Source organism: Priestia sp. TGN 0903, assembly GCF_050846855.1.
Taxonomy (GTDB): Bacteria; Bacillota; Bacilli; order Bacillales; family Bacillaceae_H; genus Priestia; species Priestia zanthoxyli.
On sequence record NZ_JBOZGL010000004.1, the window covers coordinates 468,315 to 493,792 of the forward strand.

Annotated in this window: 21 protein-coding genes and 1 riboswitch; of the genes, 4 read left to right on the forward strand and 17 right to left on the reverse strand. The window is 37.9% G+C overall.

What is annotated here, in order from left to right:
- Positions 1-9 precede the first annotated feature (9 nt).
- From ACRPLY_RS16765 to treP, 5 genes are all read right to left on the reverse strand, one after another.
- A complete protein-coding gene (locus ACRPLY_RS16765; RefSeq protein WP_108674417.1) occupies positions 10-1,008 on the reverse strand; it encodes a biotin-dependent carboxyltransferase family protein in 999 nt (332 codons plus the stop codon).
- Complete coding sequence (pxpB, locus tag ACRPLY_RS16770) at positions 998-1,720, reverse strand: 5-oxoprolinase subunit PxpB (protein ID WP_108674416.1); 723 nt, start codon at positions 1,718-1,720, stop codon at positions 998-1,000. The genes ACRPLY_RS16765 and pxpB overlap by 11 nt, the downstream gene beginning before the upstream one ends.
- Positions 1,721-2,075: 355 nt before the next feature.
- The gene (gene treR, locus ACRPLY_RS16775) at positions 2,076-2,792 is read right to left on the reverse strand and encodes a trehalose operon repressor (RefSeq protein ID WP_028412210.1); all 717 of its coding nucleotides are present in this window, start codon (positions 2,790-2,792) and stop codon (positions 2,076-2,078) included.
- 87 nt (positions 2,793-2,879) lie between these two features.
- Positions 2,880-4,565 carry an alpha,alpha-phosphotrehalase gene (gene treC, locus ACRPLY_RS16780; RefSeq protein ID WP_063248249.1) on the reverse strand — a complete coding sequence of 562 codons (1,686 nt, stop codon included), beginning with the start codon at positions 4,563-4,565 and terminating at the stop codon, positions 2,880-2,882.
- A gap of 15 nt (positions 4,566-4,580) precedes the next feature.
- Positions 4,581-6,044: a PTS system trehalose-specific EIIBC component gene (gene treP / locus ACRPLY_RS16785; RefSeq protein WP_328153186.1), complete on the reverse strand. Its 1,464-nt coding sequence runs from the start codon at positions 6,042-6,044 to the stop codon at positions 4,581-4,583.
- A gap of 199 nt (positions 6,045-6,243) precedes the next feature.
- Between treP and ACRPLY_RS16790 the strand changes: the two genes are divergently transcribed.
- Positions 6,244-6,420: a YvzF family protein gene (locus ACRPLY_RS16790; RefSeq protein ID WP_081356462.1), complete on the forward strand. Its 177-nt coding sequence runs from the start codon at positions 6,244-6,246 to the stop codon at positions 6,418-6,420.
- A 38-nt stretch (positions 6,421-6,458) separates the two neighbouring features.
- Here ACRPLY_RS16790 and aroD read toward each other — a convergent pair whose 3' ends face one another.
- The 3 genes from aroD to ACRPLY_RS16805 all read right to left on the reverse strand — a co-directional run bounded on the left by aroD (position 6,459) and on the right by ACRPLY_RS16805 (position 10,550).
- Positions 6,459-7,244, reverse strand: a complete 786-nt coding sequence (gene aroD / locus ACRPLY_RS16795; RefSeq protein ID WP_048020116.1) for a type I 3-dehydroquinate dehydratase — start codon at positions 7,242-7,244, stop codon at positions 6,459-6,461.
- A 66-nt stretch (positions 7,245-7,310) separates the two neighbouring features.
- On the reverse strand, positions 7,311-9,068 hold the full coding sequence (locus ACRPLY_RS16800; RefSeq protein WP_432232047.1) for a thiamine pyrophosphate-binding protein: 1,758 nt from the start codon (positions 9,066-9,068) through the stop codon (positions 7,311-7,313).
- Between the two features lie 51 nt (positions 9,069-9,119).
- Positions 9,120-10,550 (reverse strand): aldehyde dehydrogenase family protein, encoded by a 1,431-nt coding sequence (locus tag ACRPLY_RS16805; RefSeq protein WP_432232048.1) that lies wholly within the window; start codon positions 10,548-10,550, stop codon positions 9,120-9,122.
- 533 nt (positions 10,551-11,083) lie between these two features.
- On the opposite strand from ACRPLY_RS16805, the gene ACRPLY_RS16810 reads away from it, so the two are divergent.
- Positions 11,084-11,641, forward strand: coding sequence for a shikimate kinase (locus ACRPLY_RS16810; protein WP_028412204.1), 558 nt, complete (start codon positions 11,084-11,086; stop codon positions 11,639-11,641).
- A gap of 24 nt (positions 11,642-11,665) precedes the next feature.
- Here ACRPLY_RS16810 and ACRPLY_RS16815 read toward each other — a convergent pair whose 3' ends face one another.
- From ACRPLY_RS16815 to ACRPLY_RS16825, 3 genes are all read right to left on the reverse strand, one after another.
- Complete coding sequence (locus ACRPLY_RS16815) at positions 11,666-12,697, reverse strand: LacI family DNA-binding transcriptional regulator (RefSeq protein ID WP_028412203.1); 1,032 nt, start codon at positions 12,695-12,697, stop codon at positions 11,666-11,668.
- A gap of 149 nt (positions 12,698-12,846) precedes the next feature.
- Positions 12,847-14,172: an NCS2 family permease gene (locus ACRPLY_RS16820; RefSeq protein ID WP_016763224.1), complete on the reverse strand. Its 1,326-nt coding sequence runs from the start codon at positions 14,170-14,172 to the stop codon at positions 12,847-12,849.
- A gap of 491 nt (positions 14,173-14,663) precedes the next feature.
- Entirely contained in the window at positions 14,664-16,007 is a 1,344-nt protein-coding gene (locus tag ACRPLY_RS16825; protein ID WP_034269732.1) for a 5'-deoxyadenosine deaminase, read from the reverse strand.
- Between the two features lie 513 nt (positions 16,008-16,520).
- On the opposite strand from ACRPLY_RS16825, the gene ACRPLY_RS16830 reads away from it, so the two are divergent.
- Together ACRPLY_RS16830 and ACRPLY_RS16835 are read left to right on the forward strand one after the other, a co-directional pair.
- Positions 16,521-17,099 carry a YkoF family thiamine/hydroxymethylpyrimidine-binding protein gene (locus ACRPLY_RS16830; RefSeq protein ID WP_235907397.1) on the forward strand — a complete coding sequence of 193 codons (579 nt, stop codon included), beginning with the start codon at positions 16,521-16,523 and terminating at the stop codon, positions 17,097-17,099.
- 53 nt (positions 17,100-17,152) lie between these two features.
- The gene (locus tag ACRPLY_RS16835; protein WP_034269729.1) at positions 17,153-17,782 is read left to right on the forward strand and encodes a hypothetical protein; all 630 of its coding nucleotides are present in this window, start codon (positions 17,153-17,155) and stop codon (positions 17,780-17,782) included.
- Between the two features lie 243 nt (positions 17,783-18,025).
- Positions 18,026-18,125: riboswitch (SAM riboswitch) on the reverse strand.
- A gap of 169 nt (positions 18,126-18,294) precedes the next feature.
- Here ACRPLY_RS16835 and ACRPLY_RS16840 read toward each other — a convergent pair.
- The 6 genes from ACRPLY_RS16840 to ACRPLY_RS16865 form a co-directional block, all read right to left on the reverse strand.
- On the reverse strand, positions 18,295-19,614 hold the full coding sequence (locus ACRPLY_RS16840) for an aspartate aminotransferase family protein (protein ID WP_034269726.1): 1,320 nt from the start codon (positions 19,612-19,614) through the stop codon (positions 18,295-18,297).
- A 360-nt stretch (positions 19,615-19,974) separates the two neighbouring features.
- Positions 19,975-20,562 carry a histidine phosphatase family protein gene (locus ACRPLY_RS16845; RefSeq protein WP_034269720.1) on the reverse strand — a complete coding sequence of 196 codons (588 nt, stop codon included), beginning with the start codon at positions 20,560-20,562 and terminating at the stop codon, positions 19,975-19,977.
- A gap of 12 nt (positions 20,563-20,574) precedes the next feature.
- Positions 20,575-21,381: an alpha/beta fold hydrolase gene (locus tag ACRPLY_RS16850; RefSeq protein ID WP_033578176.1), complete on the reverse strand. Its 807-nt coding sequence runs from the start codon at positions 21,379-21,381 to the stop codon at positions 20,575-20,577.
- A 36-nt stretch (positions 21,382-21,417) separates the two neighbouring features.
- Positions 21,418-21,792 carry a DUF1992 domain-containing protein gene (locus tag ACRPLY_RS16855; RefSeq protein ID WP_014461362.1) on the reverse strand — a complete coding sequence of 125 codons (375 nt, stop codon included), beginning with the start codon at positions 21,790-21,792 and terminating at the stop codon, positions 21,418-21,420.
- A 451-nt stretch (positions 21,793-22,243) separates the two neighbouring features.
- Entirely contained in the window at positions 22,244-25,120 is a 2,877-nt protein-coding gene (locus ACRPLY_RS16860; protein ID WP_432232049.1) for an ATP-binding protein, read from the reverse strand.
- On the reverse strand, positions 25,110-25,478 hold the full coding sequence (locus ACRPLY_RS16865) for a response regulator transcription factor (protein ID WP_028412195.1): 369 nt from the start codon (positions 25,476-25,478) through the stop codon (positions 25,110-25,112). The genes ACRPLY_RS16860 and ACRPLY_RS16865 overlap by 11 nt, the downstream gene beginning before the upstream one ends.

Sequence of the window (25,478 nt, forward strand, 5' to 3'; positions counted from 1 at the left end):
TCTTCCCCCTTATATTTTCATTCGAAGTGCTCTTTTAATATGATTGATTTTCTTTTCCTGCTCCATATATAAATGCTGCGCTTCATCCAGTGAAACGAATTGAAAAGAAACCTTTTGCCCTGGAGAAACTTGTGCCAGCGCCGAAAAATCGGCAGTTGCTACCTGCCCGATTCTAGGGTATCCTCCTGTCGTTTGATGATCTGCTAATAAAACAATGGGCTGTCCTTCTTTTGGTACTTGAATTGTACCAAACGTCACAGCGCTAGAAAGCAGTTCCTTTTCCTGCTGAAGGACTAGTTTCTTCCCTTTTAGCCTATAGCCCATTCGGTCAGATTGCGGCGTAACGTCAAATTCTTGATTAAAGAAATGTTGTTGACTTTCTTTCGTAAACCAATCAAATTCCGCACCTTTCATTGTGCGGATAATAGGCGTCTCGTATGAAGGAAGAAGTTTAGGATGAATGGTCCAAAAAGCCTGCTGAAAAGAGCGGTCCGTTTGCTTTTTCACCAGTTTCTTTATAATTGCTTCCCCTATTTCTGTAGGAGGATGGCTTAATACTTCGTCTCCTGACTGTAATGCTTTACCGTGTAGCCCTCCTATCCGAGCGCGAAGCGAAGTAGATGTACTTCCCATAACTGCAGGAACGTTAAAGGCACCGGAAACCGATAAATAAGAACGGCAACCTAAAGTCGGAACACCAAACTGCAGCACGCTCCCTTTTTTCACATATAAAGGCCGCCACATCTTTACGGCTTCATCATTAACAGTTGGCGATAAATTCCCTCCTGTCAGGGCAATTAAAGCATCTTGCTGAAATTCAATTTTTGGTCCCATTAACGTAATTTCAATAACCGGCTGATTTTCTTGATTTCCTACTAATAAGTTGGCAATCCTTAAAGCAACTTTGTCCATTGCCCCGCTGACAATCATGCCGTCCTTTTGATATCCATGTCTGCCGATATCTTGAATCGTTGTTAATAAACCAGGACGCATCACTTTAATACTCATCTTCATCCACCTCCTTTTGTGCTTCATATTCCGTTTCAGAAATGGAAACAAATCGGATACGATCACCTGCTTGAAGTAAGCTTGGCGAGCCTTTTTCTGGGTTAAATAGTGTAAGAGGAGTACGCCCGATTAACTGCCATCCTCCAGGTGTTTCAATTGGGTACACGCCGGTTTGCATTCCTGCGATGCCAACTGACCCTTTTGGGATGCTGTTTCTCGGTGATTCTTTCCTTGGAGTCGCAATTTTTTCACTCATCCCTCCTAAATAAGGAAAACCAGGAGCAAAGCCTATCATATACACCAAATATTCTCCGTTTGTATGAATGGAGATAACTTCATCAGGCGTTAATGAATGAAAAGCAGCTACTCTCTCTAAGTCCGGGCCGTACTTTCCTCCGTAACACACCGGAATGTCAATTTGTCTAGCGACCGCTTCAGATTTTTCTTCCTGGTGGAAAAGCAGTTCTTCAATATATGTAGATATTGCTGTGTAAGGATTTCTTCTTCCTTTTTCACTCATTATCCAAGGATCATAATAGATTGTAACCGTCGTAAAAGCCGGCACATATTCAATCATTCCCTTACATAATGATTGCTCTAGCACTTCAGTAAATTGCTGAATACGTTTATGTATACCGAAATTAATTTCGTCTCCAAATGAAACGACAATGCCGCTATCACCAAGAGGATAAAGTCGATAATCGTTACTCATTCCGTCTCCTCCTTTTTACTTAGTATTGTTTGAGCAGCTCCCTTTAATGCTGTAGTTAGACAGTTTTATTAGAATTACTAATGAAGTTATCATTTTCAAATAACATTTTCTTATATATCTAATAAAAAAAAGATCAATAAATCTGTATACCGTATGAATAACATTATACAAATATAAAATAATCTTATGTTCTACTAAAACAAACTCTAAATAAAAATTCAACCTTTTTAGAATTTTATCGTCAAAAGGATCACGTTTTTTCAGTTTTCCCCATAAGAAAACTGCTTTGTTTTTTATACCAAAGCAGTTTTTTGTAAACATCTACAAAAAGGAAAAACTCATGGGCAGTGAACCATTATATACCTCTGCGAGCAAAATCCACAAAACGAAACTTATCAAGACGATGACGTGATTCCGTATACTGAAAAAGGCTTGCATCTTCTAGATACACATAGTTTCTTACTACCACAATATGTTCATAATCTTTCAAATCTAAGTAACATTTATCTTCGTCCGTCAGCTCGTCAACGGAAATTTCTTTTTTAGCAAAGCTGATTTTCAGCCCAAGATCTTTTTCTAAGTATTCATAAATAGAGCCTTTGCATATGTCTTTTGTGAGGTGAGGAACATATTTTTTATGAAAAAAATCTTTATCTAAAATAATTTTTTCTCCATCGATTTCACGTGCTCGAACTACTTTCCATATGAGATCTTTTTTCGTTGCGCCAAGCTGTGTGCACAAATCTTGATCAGCCTTGATTAATTCAAACTCTTTTACAATAGTAGTCGACGTATGTCCTAGCTTTTCCGCGACTTCTTTGAAGCTAACAAGTCCTGATACTGGAAAATCAAAGCGTGATACGTCTAATACAAAAGAACCTTTTCCTTTCATTTTTTGAATGTACCCATTTTGCGAGAGTAAATTTAACGCTTTCCGTATCGTTTCACGAGACGTTTGATACTGTTCAACAAGCTCATTTTCAGAAGGAAGTTTTGTATTAGGACGCCAGTCACCGCGTTTAATTTTATCGACTAACTGTTCGTAAATGCTGATAAATTTATTTTCTTTCAATTGCCATCACCTATTTTATTTTCTATATATACCCAATTGTATAAAAAGAACGATAGATTGTCACCCATCGTTCTTTTCACTTTTTCTCTATTTTTTTAAATGATACACGATTGATTCATACGGCCGAAGTAAGACTCGCTTGAATTCCTTTGGTGAATCTTCGTAGTTAGACAGCAATATTTCACTATGATATCCTTCAAAAGTTAGATTTTCTGGCAGTTCAAAGGCTGTTTCGCTGCCGTAGAAATTGTTTATCACGAGCAGCTTTTCATCTGCTCCATTTCGGATATAAGCGAAAATCTGCTCGTCTTCTCCAAGAATCAATTCATAGTTTCCATAGGTGATAATCTCGTACTGCTTGCGCAGTGCAATAAGCTTTTGATAAAAATAAAAGATTGAATCTTTATCCTCTAACGCTTTTTCTACATTAATTTTACGGTAGTTATCGGCCGGATGAATCCATGGCTTTCCTTTTGTAAAACCTGCATTCGGCTTATCGTTCCATTGCACCGGTGTACGGGAATTATCTCTTGATTTATGTTTTAAAATTTCCAAAATTTCATTTTCGTCCATTCCTTGTGCACGTTTTATTTCATACACATTTAATGACTCCACATCTCTATATTCATCAATAGAGGAAAACTTCGGGTTTGTCATACCTATTTCTTCGCCTTGATAGATATAAGGCGTTCCCTGCATCAAATGAATCGTTGTAGCGAGCATTTTAGCAGATTTATTATGATAGAGTTCGTCGTCTCCATAGCGTGAAACAACGCGAGGCTGATCATGGTTGCACCAAAATAATGCATTCCATCCCCCACCTTTATTCATTTCCGTTTGCCAAGTTGATAGAATCTCTTTTAATTTAATAAAATCAAAATCTGCTAGGGCCCACTTTTCTCCATTCGGGTAATCGACTTTCAAATGATGAAAATTAAACGTCATACTAAGCTCGCGTCGGTCCGGATGAGAGTACTGAATACAGTGGTCAACGGTTGTGGACGACATTTCTCCAACGGTCATACTATCATATTTTGAAAAAACTTCTTGATTCATTTCCCGCATATATTCGTGCACGCGAGGACCGTCGGTGTAGAATTTCCGGCCATCTCCTGGTGCAACGGAACCGTCATCATCTAAAAAACGCTGATCTTTTGAAATTAAATTAATAACGTCCAGACGAAATCCATCTACTCCTTTTTCAAACCAAAACGTCATCATATCATACACGCTGCGGCGCACACGCTCGTTTTCCCAGTTCAAATCCGCTTGCGTAACATCAAACAAATGCAGATACGATTGTTCTGTGAGGTTATCATGCTCCCACGCGGATCCCCCAAATTTTGAAACCCAATTCGTCGGAGCACTTCCATCTTCTTTTTGATCTTTCCAAATATAAAAATCTCGGTACGGGTTATCTTTCGATTTTTTAGCTTCTTGAAACCATTCATGTTCAGTTGATGTATGATTAACGACAATATCCATGATAATTTTAAGATCCCGCTTATGCGCTTCTGTTATTAAACGATCAAAGTCCTCCATTGTTCCGTATTCTTCTTGAATAACAAAATAATCACTTATATCGTATCCATTATCCCGCTGTGGTGATTTATAAATTGGCGTTAGCCAAAGAACATCTACCCCGAGCTTTTTCAAATAATCTAGCTTTTCAATAATGCCAGCTATATCACCCACGCCGTTTCCAGTCGTATCATAAAAACTTTTTGGATAAATTTGATAAACAACCGATTTTTTCCACCAAGGTTCTTGCATTTTTAACACCACCATTTAATTCTTAGAATTATGTTGAAACGAGTCTGTACCCGCGACAGTTGATGTAACGGTTGATCTTTTCTGAAGCTTTCCAAGCGTTAACGTTAAAAGAAACGGCACAACAATTACGATTATCATTCCAATAATAAAAGGCGGCCAGCTCTGTGGAACAATTGATAATGGAGCAGGGATACCACCGATTCCCACCGACGCTGCTTTCACTCCGGCTACAGATATGACAACACCGGCAATAGCTGAACCAATCACTGCAGAAATAAAAGCAAATCTAAAACGCAAATTCACACCAAACATTGCAGGTTCCGTAATGCCAAGCCACGCTGAAACCCCTGACGTTAAAGATAATCCTTTTAATTTCTCATCATCTTTTGAAAGAACCATTATCGCGAAAGCCGCAGAGCCCTGTGCAATATTCGATAATGCTACCATTGGCCATAAGAACGTACTCCCTACGCTTCCAATCAGCTGTAAATCTACGGCCAAAAATGTATGGTGCATCCCTGTAATAACAAGAGGAGCGTATAAACCTCCATATACAAGCCCTCCAATAAATGGAGCCGTTTTAAACAGCCATACAACTGCATCTGTAATAACATTTCCTATTGCAAATGTAATTGGACCAATTACAATAAAAGCGAGAAACCCTGTTACTAAAAGAGCTACAGGTGCTACAATCAAAAGTTGAAATCCATCCGGTATGCGTTTTCGTAAGAATAATTCGATTTTTGCCAAGACGAATGAAGCGACTAATACGGGTAAAACCTGTCCTTGATAGCCTACTTTCTCAACATGCAGGCCAAATAAATTCCACGTATCGATACTTCCTTTTTTTAATGCTTCTCCGTAAGACCAAGCATTTAGCAAGTCAGGATGTACAAGCATGAGCCCAAGGACAATTCCAAATAAAGGACTTCCTCCAAAACGCGTAACAGCTGACCACCCAATAAGAGCTGGCAAAAAGGCAAAAGCCGTATTCGCAATTAAATTAATCATGCTTGCGAAGTCTTTCCACTGTGTATGAACATCTACGATTGATTTATCATCGTAAAAAATTCCGGCTCCTGTTAGTACATTATTGATTCCCATCAATAAACCCGCGGTTACGATGGCCGGTAAAATAGGAATAAAAATGTCAGCTAATGTTTTTATTGCGCGCTGCAGCGGATTTAAGTTTTTAGCCGCTTCGTTTTTCACTTCTTCTTTTGATAGCTCGCCTATACCTGTAAGCGCCACCATTTCTTTATATACTTTATCCACCGTGCCTTGACCAATGACAACTTGAAACTGGCCGTTTGTAGAAAAAGATCCTTTTACTAATTCGTGCTCATCTAGCATACGTTGATTGACTTTACCTTCATCTTTTAAAACAAGTCGAAGGCGCGTTACACAGTGCGTTGCAGCAGAGATATTTTCTTTTCCGCCAACGGCTTCTACAATGCGTTCAACAGATTCTCGATTCATGTCTTTTCCCCCTTGTTTCCGCTTTCATTTCACTCCTATATCTCCTATCCCCCATATAAATCTCACCACAAACCTGTATATACAAGTTTTATGTTTTTATTCTAACCTGTATATACAAGTTCGTCAACAAAAATAAAATTACTTCTTTTTCATTTCATGATATAGTCAAAAAGCAAGGTGTATGGAAGGAGACATTACAATGCTGCAAGTAAGATTAATGGGAACACAAGAAGAAATTAATGAAGCAATCAAACAATTTGAACAGAACTACCATATAGAACATCAGTCAAAAGAATATACGCGAAGCGCTAATCCAAAATATGAGCACAAAAAAGATACTCGCGTTTATCTTTCAATGCATTTAAAGGATAAATAAAAAGAACAAGAGCATAGCATGCTCTTGTTCTTTTTATTTTATATCGAACCAATTTGATGGAAATGGTTGCTCTCAGGATCCGTAACTTTTTTTGTTAACTGAATTATTTTTCGTAATTCATCAATTGGAACTTGCCCAGGAGCTGAGCTGCTTTTCCCTACAGCGAAAGTAACAGACGAGCCGTACATCCATCCGACAATTCGGCTAATAGCTCCTAACCCTCCCATCGACATGGTAATGAGAGGAATGCTAAGCTCTTTTTCAGCCTCTCTTGTAGCTTCCAATAAAGTTAAAACATCTTGATTGTTCTGAGGCATGACAGCTGCTTTTGCTGCATCTGCTCCGTAAAATTCAGCTAGAAATAAGCTTTTAAAAATTTCCGCTTTAGGAGGCGTAAAAGAAAAATTATGATAAGAAAGCACAAGTTTCTTGTTATTTTCCTTGGACACTTCACGCAAATAGCGGATGTGATCCGGTTGATTTGATACTTCAAAATCAATAATTGCTACATACGGGTGTTTACATACCTCTGCAAGTATGGCTACTACTTCCTTTTCTGATAAAGAAATAGGCTGCCCTCCTTCTTTTTGAGAACGTACAGTAAGCAAAATAGGAGTGCGCTCACTATTTTCATATATATCTTTAGCTGCAGAAAGGACGCTGTTCATATCTTGAATTTCTTCATAAAAATCTAGGCGCCATTCAATTATATCCGGCTTTTTTAATAGAATGTCCGCCAGCTCTGTTAAAAGCTCTTTGTGATTTTTGCCTACTAGAGGCGTACAAATAGATGGAGAATGAGTTCCTTCCACACTCTCTAACATAGAAACAGCTCCTTTTTATCAAAGTTAAATGTTTCCGTTTTCATTTCAGCATTTGCTCCATACTTGTTAAACAGATACATGGTGTACTTTCTTATCCGGTGAGTAAATATCCATGATGTTCCAATGTCCTGATGTTGGTACAGGATTGTTTAACATCGCTACATCAATTACAACTGGTTTATTAGAAGCAATAGCTCTTTGCAGTGCAGGTTTGAACTCTTCGGCTGATTGAATTTTTATACCTTCTACTCCATAAGCTTTAGCGATACTTGCAAAGTCAGGAGAATAAACCTCTCCATCTTTTTCAAATACCGTGCCTAGAGTGGTTCCAAAATGTGCTTTTTGCAGTCCAGCGATCGTACCAAACGCAAAGTTATTCATAACGATCCAAACCACAGGAATATTCTCTTCAGCTGCCGTAGCAAGCACAGCTGGATTTTGGCCGAATCCCCCGTCTCCTACTAGAGAAACAACTACTTTATCAGGCTGAGCTACCTTTGCTCCTAAAGCTGCCGGCGCTCCAAATCCCATTGTAGCAAAACCTCCTGGAGTTAATATACTTCCAGCTTCATAGATTGGAAACTGTTGTCCTACCCCGTTCTTATTCCAGCCTACATCAGTAGTAATATAGGCATCTTTCGGCAGGACTTCACGAACTTCATTTAAAATTCGCTGCGGCTGCATTGGAAATGAATTGTCGTGAATATACTCTTCATTGCTAGCTTTAAACTCTTCACGATAAGAAGCAATCTCTTTTATTAATGCTTCGTTTTTTACTCCTTCCGGAATAAGCTGTTTAGCCACGCGATTCAAGACTTTAAGGGCTTGTTTTAAATCCGCCACTACACCAATTTCGGCAGGATAATTACGCCCTATCTCACTAGGATCAATATCAATATGAATTAATTTTGTTTGTAAAAAATCAAACGTATATTCCGGCTCCCAGGAGCTAGAATCTGCTTCTGCAAATCGTGTTCCTAATGCTAAAATATAATCGGCAGTCCGACACTTTTCATTAATAAACTTCGTACCCCAAAAACCAGTCATCCCTAGAGTCAAGTCATGATCATCTGAAAGTGCTCCTTTGCCCATTAAGGAGTGGGCTACCGGAATGTTCAAGTGATCCACAAGCTCTTTTAATTCATTTGCTGCATCTGCTAATAGGATACCTCCGCCTACATATAACACTGGATTTTTGGCATTAACTAATTTTTGTACAATACTCTTTGCCGTTTCATCATCGATAGAAGGTTTTTGCAAAGATTTCGTTTGACGATGCAGTCGATCAAATAAAGAAACATCGATCTTTTTTGAAAAGATATCCATTGGTACAGATACTAATACGGGGCCAGGATTTCCACTTTCCGCTAGTAAAAATGCTTTCTCTAATATTTCCGGAAATAAATCTGGACGGTCAACTCTCCATGCACGCTTAACGAATGGACGATAAATTTCATATTGCGAAGCATCAGCATGTAAATTTACCTCTTGATGCGGATGCTTTCCATAATAATGAGTAGGAACATCACCAGCGATGACAACCATTGGAATTGAATCTAACGCTGCATTGGCTACACCTGTAGCAGCATTTGTTAATCCAGGACCTAAGTGACTTAATACTACTGCTGCTTTTTTCGTCACACGCGCATAGCCATCAGCTGCGTGCGCTGCAATTTGTTCATGTCGAACGTTGATAAATTTAATTTTGCTTTCTTCTAAGGCTGTTAATACCGCTATGTTTGTATGACCACACAAACCAAAAATATGCTCGATGCCTCGTTCCTCAAGATAATTTACTAATTGATGTGATATTAATTTTTCCATTGTATATCCTCCTTTAAATTCACTGTATATTTTGTCAGGTAATAAACTCAGCTACGATAGCTGCAGGACAATCATTTTTGTTTCTGTCATATCTTCAATCGCAAATCGAGGTCCTTCTCTACCAACGCCGCTGTCTTTTATTCCACCGTACGGCCAATGGTCGAGTCGAAAATTAGAGGTTCCATTAATCACAACTCCTCCTACTTCTAGAGATTCAGCCACACGGTAAGCTAAATCCATTTGATTTGTAAACAGCCCTGCTTGCAAACCGAATGATGAATCATTTGTTTCCCGAATAGCTTCTTCAATATTTTGATAAGGAATGATGCTCACCACAGGTCCAAACACTTCTTGACATACTACTTTGCTTTGTTTAGGAGGATTTAATAGAACAGTAGGTTCTATAGAAGCCCCTGTCTTTTTGCCGCCGCATATCAGTTTTGCACCTAAATCGACTGCTTCTTCAATCCAAGCCAAAACTCGGTTTGCTGCTTTTTCATCTACTAAACATCCAACATCCGTCTGCGGCAGCAGAGGATCACCAACTTTTAAAGACGTTACCTCATTCTTCAGAAGCTCTGTAAATTCAGAAACAACTGAGTCATGTACATAAATACGCTGAACCGAAATACAGCTTTGACCGGAGTTGCTAAACCCTGTTCTCCCACACATTTCAGCAGCTTTTTTAATATCAGCATCTTCATGAACAATTGTTGAAGCATTTCCTCCTAACTCTAGAAGGACTTTTTTCATTCCAGCCAGTTCACATATATTTCTGCTTGCCACTGTTCCACCAGTAAAAGAAATTATATTTACACGGTCATCTTTTACGATTTGCTGCCCTGTTTCTACTCCCCCTAAAACCATGTTAATAGCGCATTCAGGCATTCCAGCTTCTAATAATAGAGCTATAAACTCTGAAGCAACTAAAGTTGTTTGCGGAGCTGGTTTTAAAATAACACTGTTGCCAGCAGCAAAAGCTGGTCCAATTTTGTGGCATACTAAATTCAAAGGTGCATTAAAAGGAGTAATAGCGGCAACAACTCCGACTGGTACACGAAATGTGGAAGCTATCGCTTTTCCTCCTCGTTCGGAAGCATCTCCTGGTATCGTCTCACCGATAAGCCTTTTTGCTTCTTCCGCAGATTGCTCTAATGTTTCTACAGATCGAGATACTTCGTCCAACGTATTCTTCATCGGTTTTCCTAACTCATTTGAGATGAGAGAAGCAAATTTTTCTTTTTGCTTTTCCAAAAGCCGTGCTGCTTCTTTTAAAATTTTGGCCCTTTCATAAGAAGACAGACTCGCAATTGTTTTTTTGGCTTTATAGGCAGCTGATAGCGCTTGTTCCACATCTTCTGGCGTTGCTATAATTTGTTCACCAATTACTTGCTGCGAATACGGACTTTTAATACTTACTGCTGATCGATTACCTTCAAGCCATTCTGTATTTACATAAGGCCTTGCTCGTCTAAAGCTCATTGAGATCTCTCCTTTTAACAATTGACCTGACTGCCTTTTTAGATCGATCTAATTTTAATTTTAGATCGATCTAAAATTTGACGCAGTTTTCTATAAATTCTACTGATTTAAAGTAATAACTCGTTTTGTAAACGTTATCATAATCCTACAACAGAAATTTTAATCTAGCAATAGAAAATTAAAGAATTTTCTAAAAATATTTATTAATATTGATTATAGTCTCTTAAGCAGCGTCACATTCACTTCCCTTTTTTTCTAACATACACTCTAGAAATATCAAAGATAGCAGTGTTATCAATATAATAAAGGTTTATGATCATGATTGAGCTGAACTATTGCTTTTTTGTTTTACTCACAGCTAATCCCATCTGTTGACTAACAGAAATTTTATAAATGTAAGCTGATACTTGTTTCTTAGGACATAATATCCTTTCACTGTTTTTACAAACAGTAAAATTTGTATTATAATTCTAATAACTCAAATACAAAATAATAAGTTTTTTATTGTTAAAAACAGAAAGAGGCTTTGAAAAATGACTTACAGCGAGATGTCTCTTAGAGAAAAAAGCATTGTATTTATTGGCTTTATGGGCGTAGGTAAAACAACAATCGGCGAACTAGTCGCTAAGAAATTATACAGAGATTTTGTCGATATAGACCAAGAAATCGAAAAAATGTTTCAAATGCCTACCTCACAAATCTTTAAAGAGTTTGGTGAAGAGTTTTTCCGAAATAAAGAAAAAGAAGTAATTAGCCAGTTATCTCAGCAGCGTTTAAAAATTATATCCGTTGGCGGAGGCGCATTTCTTCAAGAAGAAATTCAAAAAATATGCTTATCAAATTGTATTGTATTCTTTTTAGACCTTTCATGGGATTCATGGAAAGAGCGCATCAGCCTCATTATTGACAGTCGCCCTGTTTTACAAGGAAGAAGTCTAGAGGATATTGAAAAATTATTTTATACGCGACAAGCAATTTATTCCAACCACCACTCCAAAGTAGAAACTGACAATTTGGATATTGAAGAAGTAGCAAATTATATCGTTGATTCCTTGAAAATGGCTTGGGATATTTACGAACCGTCTAAATAATTCACAAGGAAAAGAAGCAGTTCATTAACTGCTTCTTTTTTTTGATGACGATTCTCGAACAACTAACTGAGGTGTTAAAATAATGCGATGATGATGTTCTTTTTTATCAACAATTTGGTTATGAAGACACCGTGCAGCATCTTTTCCTATTTGTCTTGCAAAAGAAGAGACGGTTGTTAGAGTAGGGTGACATACAGATGATTCCATGACATTATCAAATCCTACTACCGCTATATCTTCTCCGGGAACAATCCCTTTCTCTTTTAAACCTTGCATAACACCAAATGCAACTAAGTCGCTAAAACAAAAAACTGCTGTTGGAGGCTCAGAAATGTTCAGTACTTGATGTGCAGCTTCTACACCGCCGCTTCTTGTCGGACCGCTCGGAATAACAAGCTCTTCATCAATAGAAATTCCTGCGTTCTTTAGTGCCGAACGGTAACCTTCCATTCTTTCTTTCCACGTTGTAGAACCGGTTGTTCCTCCTAAAAATGCAATTCTTTTGTGTCCCTGTTCAAGTAAGTGTTGAACCGCTTTTTGAACGCCTAAGCTATAATCTACCCCTACATAATCTGACTCCACCTCAGGCAATTCCCTTACTGCTAGTACTGAAGGAACATCTAGATGCTGAATTTTTCTTATCGTATCTTCCGATGTACCCGCAACAGGACATAAAATAATGCCTCCTACCCGGTGCTCCAGCATTGTAGAAAGCAGCTGATCCTGTCGATTATCCGAATCAAACGTCGTACCTAAAAACACCGTATATCCGTCTTTCTCGAGCTCCTCGTGTACTCCAATTAACAATTCTGTAAAAAACGTATTAGATATATCCGTAATAATAACTCCGATTGTTGATGAAGTTTGAGATCTTAAATTTGCCGCAATTCGGTCATACACGTATCCTAACTCTTTCATCGAAGCTAGAACTTTTTCCCTTGTTTTTTCAGAAACACTTGGACTATTTCGCACAATAAGCGAAGCAGTAGCTCGAGATACTCCCGCGTGTTCTGCCACTTGTTGTAAGGTTACACGTTTGCGTTTACTTTGTTTCAATTTATTCCACCAACCCTTTATAACGCACCTTTTATAATTATTTTACAATTATCTAAAATAAAAGAAAAGCTTCATTCTTTCACGATGTTCTCTGACAAGGACTCAGTAACAAAAAAAGACGTAGCTTAATGCTACGTCTTTTTTCATCCCTAATGGGAACTCATATAAAAATTGATAAAAAAGGCAATGGTGATTACATACATCATCCAATGAATTTCGCGATGGCGTCCTGTAAACAGTTTAATCGCTGTGTATGAAATGAAGCCGAATGCTAACCCTTCTGCAATGCTGTAGGTTAACGGCATCATGACAATTGTTAAGAAAGCGGGAACAACTTCAGTGAAATCGTCGAAGTTAACGTTTCGAATGTCACTTAGCATAAGCGAACCAATAATAATGAGTGCTGGAGCAGTAGCAACGCTTGGGATAAATTGAATAAGCGGTGCAAAAAACAAGGTAAATATAAATAAGATGGCAACCGTTAATGCCTTTAAGCCGGTACGCCCTCCTTCTGCAATACCTGTTGCATTTTCAATATACGTATTTAGCGCAGTGCTTCCAAAAATAGCACTCGCCATTGTACCAATTGAATCTGCTGCAAGCGCGCGATTTAAACCTGGAATTTTACCGTTTTTATCTACTAAGTTTGCTTTTTTAGATAGTCCAATCAATGTCGCTAGCGTATCAAATAATTCTACGATGGTGAAAGAAAATACAACTGAAAAAATGCCGTAGGCAACTGCACCCTTTAAATCCATTTGAAAGAATGTTTCTCCAACGCTTGGCGGCGTAGCTGAAAAGACGTCTTTCAGAGAATGAGGAACTGCTTGTACTCCTACAATCATTGCTAATATTGTCGTAGCAAAAATACTTATAATAAGAGCACCTTTTACATTTTTAGCCATCAGTACAGCTGCTAATATCAGCCCAAAAATAGCAAGTAACGGGCCTTTATCCATGACATTTCCAAGCCCTACAAAAGTAGACTCGTTTGCCACAACTAATCCAGCGTTTTTCAAACCGATAAACGCAACAAAAAGACCAATTCCAACTGCTATTGAAGACTTTAATACGTTCGGAATGGCATCAATAATTTTTCCGCGTATTCCTGTTACCGTTAAAACAAAAAATAAGACCCCGGATATAAAAACTGCTCCAAGTGCCGTTTGCCATGACAATCCTTGTCCTAATACTACTGAATACGTAAAAAACGCATTTAAACCCATCCCTGGACCGGTTACAATCGGGAAGTTTGCCCATAGAGCCATCAGTAACGTACTAAATACAATGGCATAAATGGTAGCTGCAAGAGCCGCTTCTCGAGGGATACCCGCGTCAGACATGATAATGGGATTGACGATTACCATATAACTGACCGTCATAAAAGTTGTAAGTCCTGCTAGTATTTCTTGTTTTGGTGTTGTGTTGCGCTCTGATAGTTTAAACAAGCGCTCTAATATTCCGTTACGCTCCAACACGCGCGCCTCCCTACTTCTAAAAAAAAATAAAAAATCCTACCTATTCAAATGTCCTAAAAAGGACACGATTTAGGAGGATTTTACGTTTCAAAGTAAAATCTTTTGTCCTATTATAGTCTTAATTTGTAGATATGCAAAGGTGGAAAACGCTATCATTATAAAAATTTTTATCTTCCGTTAGTTTGGAATTTTGAAAATTTATTTCTCTTATCTTTTTAGTCTGTTGCAAGAGTACTCTTTTTACTCATTTATACAAAAAAGAGATTGAGACATAACTAAATAAATCCATTCTAAAGACAAATAAATGGAATAATCGCAGGAGTCTACGCCATGTCCTTCAATCAACAGCTAGAAGCAACTAAACAGATGAAACCTACGTTCACCTTGACAACAAAAACCTCGAATTATTAATCAATAACTCCGATTAATAATTCGAGGTTTACTTTTGTTAAAATACTTTTATCCCGGCCTCTTCTTCGTTTTACATCTTACGAAATTAAAAGTGGAATTCTTTTTAAAAGACGATCTATCGAATGATTTGCCTCTTTCAGCACAATTCCCTGGTCAATGGTTTTTAGCACGCGATTCTCCATCACAATTTCACCGTCAACCATTGTTAGTTCTACATCTCCTCGCGTTGCTGAATACACAACTCTGGAAATAGGGTCTACGCCGTAAGATGGAAAAGTATGAAGCTGATTTAAATTTAAAATGGCAAGATCTGCTTTTTTCCCAACCTCTAAACTTCCAATTTCTTTTTCAAGCCCAACTGCTTTCGCTCCTCCGATTGTAGCCATTTCGAGCACGTGCTTTGCATTCATGGCTGTTGGTCCGTAAGAGGGTTTATGAATCGTAGCGGCCAGCCTCATTTCGTTGAACATATCCAAATTATTATTACAAGGAGCACCATCAGCGCCAAGGCTTAAAAATACACCTTGCTCTAATAAACTGGGCACATCTGCGATTCCCGATGCAAGTTTTAAGTTTGAGCCTGGGCAATGACTGACTTTTACTCCTTGATTCTTAATAATTTGCTTTTCTTGATCGTTTAGCCACACACAGTGCGCTAAAATAAGGCGCTCATTGGCTAATCCTAAATGGTCTAAGTACATGATATTTCTCATACCCGTTTCAGCTTCTACAATGCGAATTTCTTCTTGATTCTCAGAAGCATGAGTATGGACATGAACATTATAGGCAGCTGATAAATGGCTCACTTCACGCAGCAAATCTTCCGTACACGACAGCACAAATCTTGGGGAGAATGCGTATCGAATACGACCGTTATTTGAATTATGCCATTTTTCAAGCAGCTCTACGCTTTCTTTAATCGAGTCAGCCGTTGTCTCCTGCAGAGCTTTTGGCAGATCGTCGCCTTTTTTATCCATCATTACTTTTCCTGCAAGAGCTCGGATTCCACTCTTAGATATAGCTTGAAAAGCAGAGTCTGTATGATGAACAGTTTCCATATCGACAATTGTTGTAGTCCCGCTTTGAATGAGTTCACCGATCCCTAACAGTGCTGAATAATAGATAGATTCTTCATCATGCGAAGCTTCAAGCGGCCATATTTTCTTCTTTAGCCAGTCTAGCAGCTCTAAATCATCTGCTTGCCCTCTAAAAAGCGTTTGACATAAATGAATATGAGTATGTATAAAGCCCGGCACAATCGTTTTATTTGCTGCGTCAATGACTTTATCTACCTTTTCCGGATGCAGATTTTTCCCGATGGCTGCAATACGATTTCCAACAATATAAAGGTCACCGTAAATAATATCATTCTTCTCATTCATCGTAATAATCTCTGCATTTTTAATTAATGTGTGCGTCATACCTTCTTTCCCCTCTTTCGTAACATCTATCTATTTCTAGCTCAAACCGAACACTAACATCTTCAAGCAATCTTTCTTACACTGGTCTTAAATATATATGGTGCATGCTCTGAGTTGAATAAGTGCAGGTAACCTCATGGGCGATAGAGACTTTGGGTAAAAAAAATTCCTAGCTGATTATACAGCTAGGAGGTTGGATTTATGATAAAATCCCAAGTCCCTTTTTCAAGAGGTTATACGAAATCGCAGGAGAATAATGTGATCTTGTATTTATAATATGGTGTTTTCAGTCTATATACCAGCTTTTTGTCAGAAGTTCTAACATTGTTTTTTTATTCTTTTTCACTATGTGACTTTTCTTGACACCCTTAATTTTCATGTTATGCAATTTATTCTCGTTTCTTCTATGTAATATTTACTAAAAATAAAGAATCTATCTTCTGTTTCTATACAAAACAGAAAAGTTATTTTATGATTTGTATGATTAAAAAACTACAAATCTATATTTTAGGGGTGATTAACTTGGAAAAAATAAATGTTGGCTGTCGTTTTACGCTTTCCGTTATGAGCGATAACTTCATCGATATTATTTTAAGCGCACTAAACGAAGTGGATATGTCTAAAGTTCAGCGAAAAACGGACCGTGTTAGTACGTTTATTGAAGGAACTGCCAAAGACGTATTTGAAGTTGTACAGGCCATTTATAAAAGTGCTGGAAAATCAGAAAAGCATATTGTGCTGAATGCCACGTTTTCAACAGGGCGTCACGAAGAATATTTCGAAGAAAGAAAAATAAACTCAAAAGAAAACATGCCTTTAAACCAGCAGCTTTGTGCTTCGTTCCCTGTATCCACTCAATTTTCTTTGTATCCATTAGATACGCCGCATTATGTAGACATCATCAAAAGCGGAATTGGCGCAGTTAAACAACAGGGAGTATTTGCCGAAACCGTGCCTTTTGCAACAGCTTTAGAAGGAGATGTGGACAAAGTATTCGCTTCTCTATACGAATGCTTTATGAAATCTGTACAGCAAGCTCGTGTCGTGATGACAGTTAATATGTCAGCACACAGCCCTTCTTCAAAACGATAAATTACTTCTTATCTATTTATAAAGATAGAGTACTAGAAAGGATTTATATGAATATGGCTACAAAAAGAACGTTTTTTGCTTTTTCCCTGATAGGTGCATTATTATGTCTATTAGTCGTACCAAACTCTGTTCAGGCTAGTGAAAAACCTGCTCATTTAACGGTTGCTTCTTACACGCAGTTCTTGAAAGGGCAAGGTGATAAAAGTTCACTGTATGAATTTTCAAAACTGTCGCGTCAACAAAAACAAAAAGTTGTACAATCACTAAGGGATCCATCTCTGTTCAAAATGGATATTGAAGAGAGCAGCGGCACGGTCGAAGCTGCAAGTACAGCAGCATACGGAGCAAAAACGGCTTCACCTTTATTCAAAACAGCAGCTTATACGGCTTCTTATAAAGCGGCTGGATTTACAACAACAAAACTAACGGTGTATGTAGATTATTACACAAAAAGCTCCTCAGTAACTTCAGTCAAAAGTGTACGAGGTGTGGTCACAAAAAACGTAAACCCCCTTGTGTCTATTTCAAAAAAGAGCTCAAAATCTTGGGTACAAAATAATCGAGCCTACGGGCGAATTGACTGGCAGTGGAAAGTTGCAGCTAAAAATGCTGGAATCAAAAGACAAACCGCTTATGGTACGGCTTCCGGCGCTTCTGGCGGATCTACAGCTACAGTCAATTGATAATGAGGAATAAACGATGAAAAAAATGATGTGGTGGATTATTGGTATTACGGCCGGGATGCTTTTACTAGGAATTCTGGTAGGTTATTTATCATTTTACAGCATATAAAAACAGCAGGTAATTTCACCTGCTGTTTTTTATCTAAATGTTATATTCTTGTCATAAAATTAAAACCTCCACTTACAGTGTCTAAGTGCCTGTAAGAAGAGGTTGGGATCACAATTGTTAGTAAGCCTGGTCTCTTCTCATCTTTCAAGCACTGCTTGTGGGAGTTGGCACGGTTCTATAAAGTCCGTTGCCGAGGTTTCACAGGGCCTATCCCTCCGCCTCTCTTGATAAGAAGTTTGTCGAATTTTGTTGATAATTGTTGATAAGATAAATATTATGTTACATGCTGCACAAACAGATGTCAACTACTTTTCAGAAAATTGTTTTCCCTCTAAAACTATGATATCGCTACCATTACTATGACAACTAGGTTACAAATATATAAATTTTTTATATTTTTTTATTACGCTTTTACAGCTGACTTTTTCTCAAAAGAAGTAATAGCCTCATCTAGCATACGAATGCCGTCATCTATCTGTTCTTTTGTCACAGTAAGCGGAGGTACCATGCGAATAACTTCACTTGCATTTCCGCAAAAATAAAATAACACGCCTTTTTCTAAAGCTAAGTCCAAAATCTCGAATAAAGCGTCTCCATCTCCTTCTCCCGTATGCGGATTAACAATTTCAATTCCAATCATAAGTCCTAAACCACGGATATCTCCAATAACTGAATGTTTTTCCTTTAAAAGATGCAGCTTTTCTAATGCATAAGCGCCCATTTTTTTCGTGTTATCCAGCAGCTGTTCTTCTTTCATCACTTCAAGAGTTGCAAGAGCTGCTGAACATCCGATAGGATTCCCTCCAAATGTTGTACTATGTGTGCCAAGAGGCCACTGCTTCATTAATTCTTGAGAAGCGACCGTTGCGCTAAGCGGAATTCCAGAAGCAATTCCTTTTGCTATAGCCATAATATCTGGTACAACATCAAACGTTTGGCCAGCAAACCATTCACCGGTACGGCCAAACCCTGTTTGCACTTCATCGAAAATAAGTAATATTCCGTGACGATCACAAATCTCTCTTAACTTCTTCATCCAACTTTTCGGAGGAATAATATAGCCGCCTTCGCCTAATACTGGTTCCAAAATAACGGCAGCCACTTCTTCAGGCGTGACTTGGTGCTTAAAGAGTATTTCAAAATCTTTTTCAAGCTTTTCAGTAAAGTATACATCGCTGTCTAGCTCCGCAGAGCACTCTTTTGGATTGGCATATGGAAGTTGATACGTCAGTCCCGAAGGCTGCTGAAATTGTCTATATTTGCTTTTCGATGTTGTAACACTTAAAGCTCCCATCGAGCGTCCATGAAAACACCCTAAAAAAGAAATAACATACGGACGCTTTGTGACATGTCTCGCTAATTTTAAGGCTCCTTCAATTGCTTCTGTGCCGCTATTTCCAAAGAAAAAGCAGTCTAAATTGCCCGGCGTTACTTTTCCTAACTCATCGGCTAACTTTAATATCGATTCGTACATAATGACACCTGAAGGACCGTGCAATAATTGATCTGCTCCGTCTTTGATTGCTTTTACTACTTTCGGATGTCTGTGTCCTACATTTGTCGTAGCGATTCCGGAAGTAAAATCGAGATATTCTTTACCATCCAATCCATAATAATAGCATCCTTCTTCTTTCACAACGGGCAAATTCGGATGATCTTTAGCCATTGTCGGTGCTAGCAATTCAGGCATTCTTTCAAATAAGTGACTCCAATCTTTAGACATACTACATCCTCCTTGAAATTATACAAATCAATTAATCTTATTCCGAAATATAGTTACTTATTAAACAATATTAGGAAATCTAGTCATACTAAACGCTTTAATAGAATAGTAATAAAACTTATTTTACTATGCATTTTTATTAAAATCAATTGTATAAATATTTATATATATAATTAATATGCGGAGTCTCACCCCTTCCGCTTTTCCCATAGGAGTCTTCGCCTTTCCCTCCAATCAACAGCCAGAAGTACTTACATATATGAAACCTGCGTTCACCATAACCATAAAAAAATCCGAACGATTAATCGTTCGGATCCTCCCTCAACTAAAATACTACTGTCACAGCCTCTTTAAGTATATTTATTCAAGATGTTTGGCATCATTGATTGTTTCAAGACGCCATTTTCCACTTTCATAAGCAAAAGTTGTAATCGATGTATTTTGTAAAATAGTAGTCCCTGTTCCTTGTTCTCCGCTTGTTACATGATGAATGAATGTATTAATTGCCGCCCCGTGACTAACAACTGCTACTTTCTTTCCAATAGACTCCTTCATAATTTCCGTTAAACGCCGAACCATCCGTTCTTGAGCGGCTTCGAGTGTTTCAATATTATATAAAGGTTCTTCTCCCCAATTTGTCGCATAGTTTGGCACAAGATCATGCAGAACTTCTACGTTCTTTGATTCTAATTCTCCAAAAGAGCGCTCGCGCAGCTGCTCACAAACCTCGACTTTCTCTACTTTAGCGACTGCGGCAATTTTCCTAGCCGTCTCCTGAGCACGAAGCAAATCGCTTGTGTAGACTACATCAATATGGATATCTTTAAAACGTTCCGCTACGCGTTTGGCTTGTTGCTTTCCTGTTTCGTTGAGCGGAATATCAGCATGCCCTTGAATAAGTTTGTTTTTATTCCAATCTGTTTGGCCGTGTCTAATTAAGTAAAGCATCGTAATCCCCCTTTAATCTCGTTTTAAAAATTGATAAACAGCTTTATCAACCTCTGAGCTTTCATGTAAATCCGAATGTGCTTCATGAAACGTTTGGAGATGAATGTGTTCGGTAAACTCTTGCAGTCCGTATGCACTTTCTACTGTTACCACTCCATCTGTCTTATCTCCCACATCTCCTGCTCCTGAAAAAACGTCGATCTCTTTTGAGAAATCTTGACGACTTTCGTATAGCTTGTTTAACGCTATAGAGTGAAAAGCTAAATCACGAGCCCCCATAGATTCAATATGATTGCGTGCATGAGGATACATCTCCATTAATTCCTGATAATCTAATCCTTGAATCGGCGATCCTAACGTAACTAACTTTTGAATATATTGAGGGTTAGCCAAACTAACTGCTGCTGCTGTTACTCCTCCCATACTATGTCCAACTAAATCAACAGAAGATGCTTTATATGTATCACGTACATCTTGCATAATAGCTTCAATCCATTTTTGCTGCTGTGCAATACTGGCATCTGGCTTTTTAAAGACGATATGAATAAGCGGGAGTTTTCCCTCTTTTGCTTTCATAATGTGCTTCCACTGAATAGCTCCATCTTTTTGAACGACGCAGTAAGCTACTTTAGTTCCCCATCCGTTTTGTTCAAATCGTTTAATCATTTTTCCTAAGCTTTTTTGACTGCCTAAATAGCCATGAATAAATAAAACCGGCACATTTTTCGATTGGGCGCCTCGTTTTATTTGTGGGGCAAAAATATAAAAACAAAGCGAAATAAATAATATGATACTAATCAATAAAATTAACAGCCGCAAGTTCTCACCCTCCGATCGTCTCGTCTATTACACTCATTAATAAAAAAATTTGGAGTAAATTTTATTCTGATACGTCCTGTAAGCTGCAGAACTTGTCATCTTTTTCTTATCAACGAGCTGCTCAAAGCGCAAACGCTTTTCCGTAAGCATCTCTGTTAGCCTTTGTTCTTCATTAGCATCCGTGCATATAGAAATCAATTCTTCTATTGTAGCCATATCTCGTTTTAGCTCTTGTTCATCACTTATCATATTTGCATTTTTCAACATCCTATACGCTTGGCGCAGTTCTTCAGGTATATGTGATAAATCTTCTAACTTTAATGGTTTTCCTTCCCCAGGCAGCTTATCAAAGTCACCGTCTTTTATTGCTTGTCTAATTCTTTCTTCAGCAATTATATACGCAATATCCAAGGAAAGACCTCCTTTAAGAAAATATAAAATTCAATCTTACCTTCTATATAAAAGATGTATAAAAAACACAGCTTTTATAACCGTATTTTTTATTATACTATGATTATAAAAATTGAACTACCTTCACTTCTTGGAGAGACTATCCTCCCTTTGTGAAATCGTTTCTAGAGCTTCACTCCTTTCACTATCCAACTTTCTGCAGTTTGTTAACAAGCTGAAAGTCAATAAACGATTCTGCATGAGGTTTTGTTATCTTATCTTACTATATTTATACAAAAAAGCCTCCTTACGCATGTAAGGAGGTGGAAAAAGGTAATTCTAAGGTCATCATGTTATGCCTACTTTCTATAAAACCACATTTTGATAGCGTTTTCAATGTTTTTTTATTACTTTACTAATTTTCTTTTCGTTTAATGAGACTCCGTACATATAACGAAGCCTCACCAAATTTCTACTCTTCTTTATCTGATGGAATCATAATTTCTCCTTCATGCTCTTGTTTTTTCAAAAGCAGCTGGAGAATGGTTTTAGATAATTTACTAGGCTGATAGGGTTTAATCAGAAACTCACACACTCCAAGCTCTAATCCTTTGCTTCTTTCGTCTAAAGCAGATGAGATTAAGATAGGAATTTTTTCTGTCTCTGTATTTTCTTTGAGATGCCTTAAAACATCCCAGCCGTCTAACTTATTTTCTCCTAGCATGATATCTAGAACAACCACTTCAGGCTTTTGCTGATGAATAGAGTTTAATGCGTCTTCTCCGTTATTAAAATACCGAACGTGAAAGCCGCTTTCTTTTAATTCTACCTGTAAAAGCGTCGCTAAACTTTTATCATCTTCTACAATCACTACGCTTTTACGGTTATCATTCGCACTTATCATCATTTCTTCATCGTACTGAACTTCATGTAGAAGCGGGAGAACAACCGTGAATGTTGTTCCTTTTTTCCATTCTGATTGTACAGTAATGTCTCCACCATGAGCTTTTACAATTTCTTTTACAATTGCTAACCCTAGACCCGTTCCGCCAATTTTGCGCATATCGGAGTTATCTACTCTGTAGAATTTGGTAAACAAATGTCCTAGCGCTTCACTTGGTATACCAATTCCTTCATCTTGAATATCAATATAAACAGCGTGTTCCTTTTGATACACTTTAACTGTAACGTTCCCTCCATCAGGCGAATATTTTACTGCATTGCTAATTACATTATTAAACAATTGCAGAAGCTTATCTTTATCTCCCATTACTGTAAAATGCTCTTGATCGGAAATCATATCAAATTCATGCTTACTTGTTTGTATGTTCTGGACCTCAATCACCTGCTTAATAAGCGGCAGAATGTCTTGATACTTTTTATCGTAGGTTTGTTTCCCCGCTTCCATTCTTTGGACATCCAAAAAATCGTTGATTAAAGAAGTCAACCGCTGTGCTTCCTGATAAATAGTAGTTAAATACTTCTTCTGTCTTTCTTCTTTTAATGTTTTGTTTAGCATAAGCTCAGTGAACCCTAATACACTTGCTAAAGGTGTGCGCAGCTCGTGACTCACAGTGCTTACAAATTCCGACTTCATCTGATCAACTTCAAATTCTTTCGTAATATCACGATGAACGAACAATACGCCAAACATCTGACGGTTTCGATATACGTATTCGCTATAAACTTTTATAACTTTTCGCTTACCTTCCGTATGCAGATAATAAACAAAAGACTTTTCTACTTGCTCTCCCTTACAAATGGCTTTAACGTATTGTCTTAGCTCCTCTATATTTTCGACTTTTTGAGAGAGAGCATCTAGCCATTGATCACGAGAAAGCTGAAGAAGCCCGCTTTGATGCTCATATTGAAACAATTCGCTAGTCTTCGTATTTACTTGTAGAATCGTACCGCTTGTATCTACAAGCTGCATTCCTTCTTGAATCGAATTTAAAATATCTTGAGATAGCAGTCTGTCATGCTCAGACTCTTCGTAAATATAAATTTTTTCAAGAGCAATCGTAATTTGTTTGGCCAATATTTCAAATGTCTGTAATTCATGTTCTGTGTATTCATCCGCGTAGCGGCTGTAAAACATATAGGCTAGCATATCTCCCTGTGAAGACAGCACCGGTACGATAACATCATACAAATAAAACGTTTGCTGATGATATAGGCGCTCATGTTCTCTACACTCTCTTTTTACTACCATGCATTTTTTCGTCTTTTGCACATGATCAACATAATTATTATGAAGATTTGCCACCATCTGTTTAACACTTGATGAAGATAGACCAAATGAAGCATGTGTCTTTTTATCGGTTAGCATAATAAAACCGTGATCAGCTTTCATTACTCGGCTCATGTTTGTGACAGCACTCGTGAGAACTTCTTGCTTGTGAAGAGAATTTGTTAGTCCATGCACAAATAAATTGCGCAATTCTAACTCTCCTTCTCGTTCCTTTGTCAATTCTAATGCGTGCTGAAGTTCATCTTGCTGACTGTGCAACTCATCTTGCTGTGCAATCAGCTCTTCATTTTGAGCCGTTAACTCCTGTTCGTTATTTTGCAAAGTCGATACCATTTTGTAAAAGGCCTGAGATAGCATACCGATTTCATCTCTTCTATGTTCATCAAATGTCATAGGCATTTCTTTTCCCGCAGCAATTTCGCTTGCCGTATATGCTAGCTGACTCAGCGGCTTTACAAACTTATTTAGCAATACCCGTGTAAGCAATAATAAAATGACCACTGTAAACGCTAAAAATAAAATAAAGAACGTTTGACTTTTCTGCATGTCACTCGACGTGTCATCGTACTGTGTATTTAAGTCTTTAGTTAATTCATTTTGGTAGTCATCAAGTTCTTTTTGCATTTGTTCTATTGATTTAGAAGCAGCCTTCCGCTCAGTACTAGAGCGGACTCCTTCAATGCCTTTTTTGTCGTAAATATCTTTAAAATAAGGAAGCGTTTGATTAAAATACGTGTTTAGCATCACCGTCGCTTCATTTACAAACGTACGTTCACGTCTATCTGCCGCTAGACCTGCAAGTCGATCAAGATTTTCTTCGATACTTTTTTGCTGACTTGCAGCCTCGTTATACATATCCTCTGAATCAAATGCAATAAACCCACGAGCCTGCAAAAAAGCTCTGTTCATTGATTTATCAATTGTAGATAGCAGCTGTGCCTTTTCCCGTACTTGTGCCCTGTACTGGGCATAATCAGCTGTAATTTCTTTTTGCCGTACAACAAGTACAGTTGAACCCGCCGCAAAAGCAAGTAAAAGGATACTTGCTAAGAAGATGAACTGGGTTGAGATACTTTTTCGTTTTAGTTTATTGTTCATCTAAAATTTCCTCAACACGTTCGGCTAGCAATAGGGGACTAAACGGTTTAGACATAAAATACGCAGCCCCTGCTTCTAACACTCGGCTTTGATCAGCAGCTTGATTCTTAGCTGAAAGCATCAATACTTTTGTATGGCGCTTATCTTTCATTTCTTTTAGCTGCTGAATGACTTCAAGCCCGGTGAACACGGGCATCATATAATCCAAAATAATTAAGTCAAAATCACGTTCTTTAATAAACTCCAACGCTTCTTCGCCGTTTTCTGCTTCCGTCACTTCATGTCCTTCATCTTCAAGCGTATCTACCACTAACATACGAAGCACTTCTTCATCTTCCGCTAATAAAATTTTTGCCAT

Bases quoted from the DNA above. Each gene is read 5' to 3' on its own strand.
- ACRPLY_RS16835 (WP_034269729.1), top strand. From the start codon at position 17,153: ATGGCTACAAAAAGAACGTTTTTTGCTTTTTCCCTGATAGGTGCATTA.
- ACRPLY_RS16860 (WP_432232049.1), bottom strand. From the start codon at position 25,120: ATGAACAATAAACTAAAACGAAAAAGTATCTCAACCCAGTTCATCTTC.
- ACRPLY_RS16790 (WP_081356462.1), top strand. From the start codon at position 6,244: ATGCTGCAAGTAAGATTAATGGGAACACAAGAAGAAATTAATGAAGCA.
- ACRPLY_RS16840 (WP_034269726.1), bottom strand. From the start codon at position 19,614: ATGTCTAAAGATTGGAGTCACTTATTTGAAAGAATGCCTGAATTGCTA.
- ACRPLY_RS16825 (WP_034269732.1), bottom strand. From the start codon at position 16,007: ATGACGCACACATTAATTAAAAATGCAGAGATTATTACGATGAATGAG.
- aroD (WP_048020116.1), bottom strand. From the start codon at position 7,244: ATGTTAGAGAGTGTGGAAGGAACTCATTCTCCATCTATTTGTACGCCT.
- ACRPLY_RS16845 (WP_034269720.1), bottom strand. From the start codon at position 20,562: ATGCTTTACTTAATTAGACACGGCCAAACAGATTGGAATAAAAACAAA.
- ACRPLY_RS16810 (WP_028412204.1), top strand. From the start codon at position 11,084: ATGACTTACAGCGAGATGTCTCTTAGAGAAAAAAGCATTGTATTTATT.
- ACRPLY_RS16805 (WP_432232048.1), bottom strand. From the start codon at position 10,550: ATGAGCTTTAGACGAGCAAGGCCTTATGTAAATACAGAATGGCTTGAA.
- ACRPLY_RS16800 (WP_432232047.1), bottom strand. From the start codon at position 9,068: ATGGAAAAATTAATATCACATCAATTAGTAAATTATCTTGAGGAACGA.
- pxpB (WP_108674416.1), bottom strand. From the start codon at position 1,720: ATGAGTAACGATTATCGACTTTATCCTCTTGGTGATAGCGGCATTGTC.
- ACRPLY_RS16765 (WP_108674417.1), bottom strand. From the start codon at position 1,008: ATGAGTATTAAAGTGATGCGTCCTGGTTTATTAACAACGATTCAAGAT.
- treC (WP_063248249.1), bottom strand. From the start codon at position 4,565: ATGCAAGAACCTTGGTGGAAAAAATCGGTTGTTTATCAAATTTATCCA.
- ACRPLY_RS16865 (WP_028412195.1), bottom strand. From the start codon at position 25,478: ATGGCAAAAATTTTATTAGCGGAAGATGAAGAAGTGCTTCGTATGTTA.
- treP (WP_328153186.1), bottom strand. From the start codon at position 6,044: ATGAATCGAGAATCTGTTGAACGCATTGTAGAAGCCGTTGGCGGAAAA.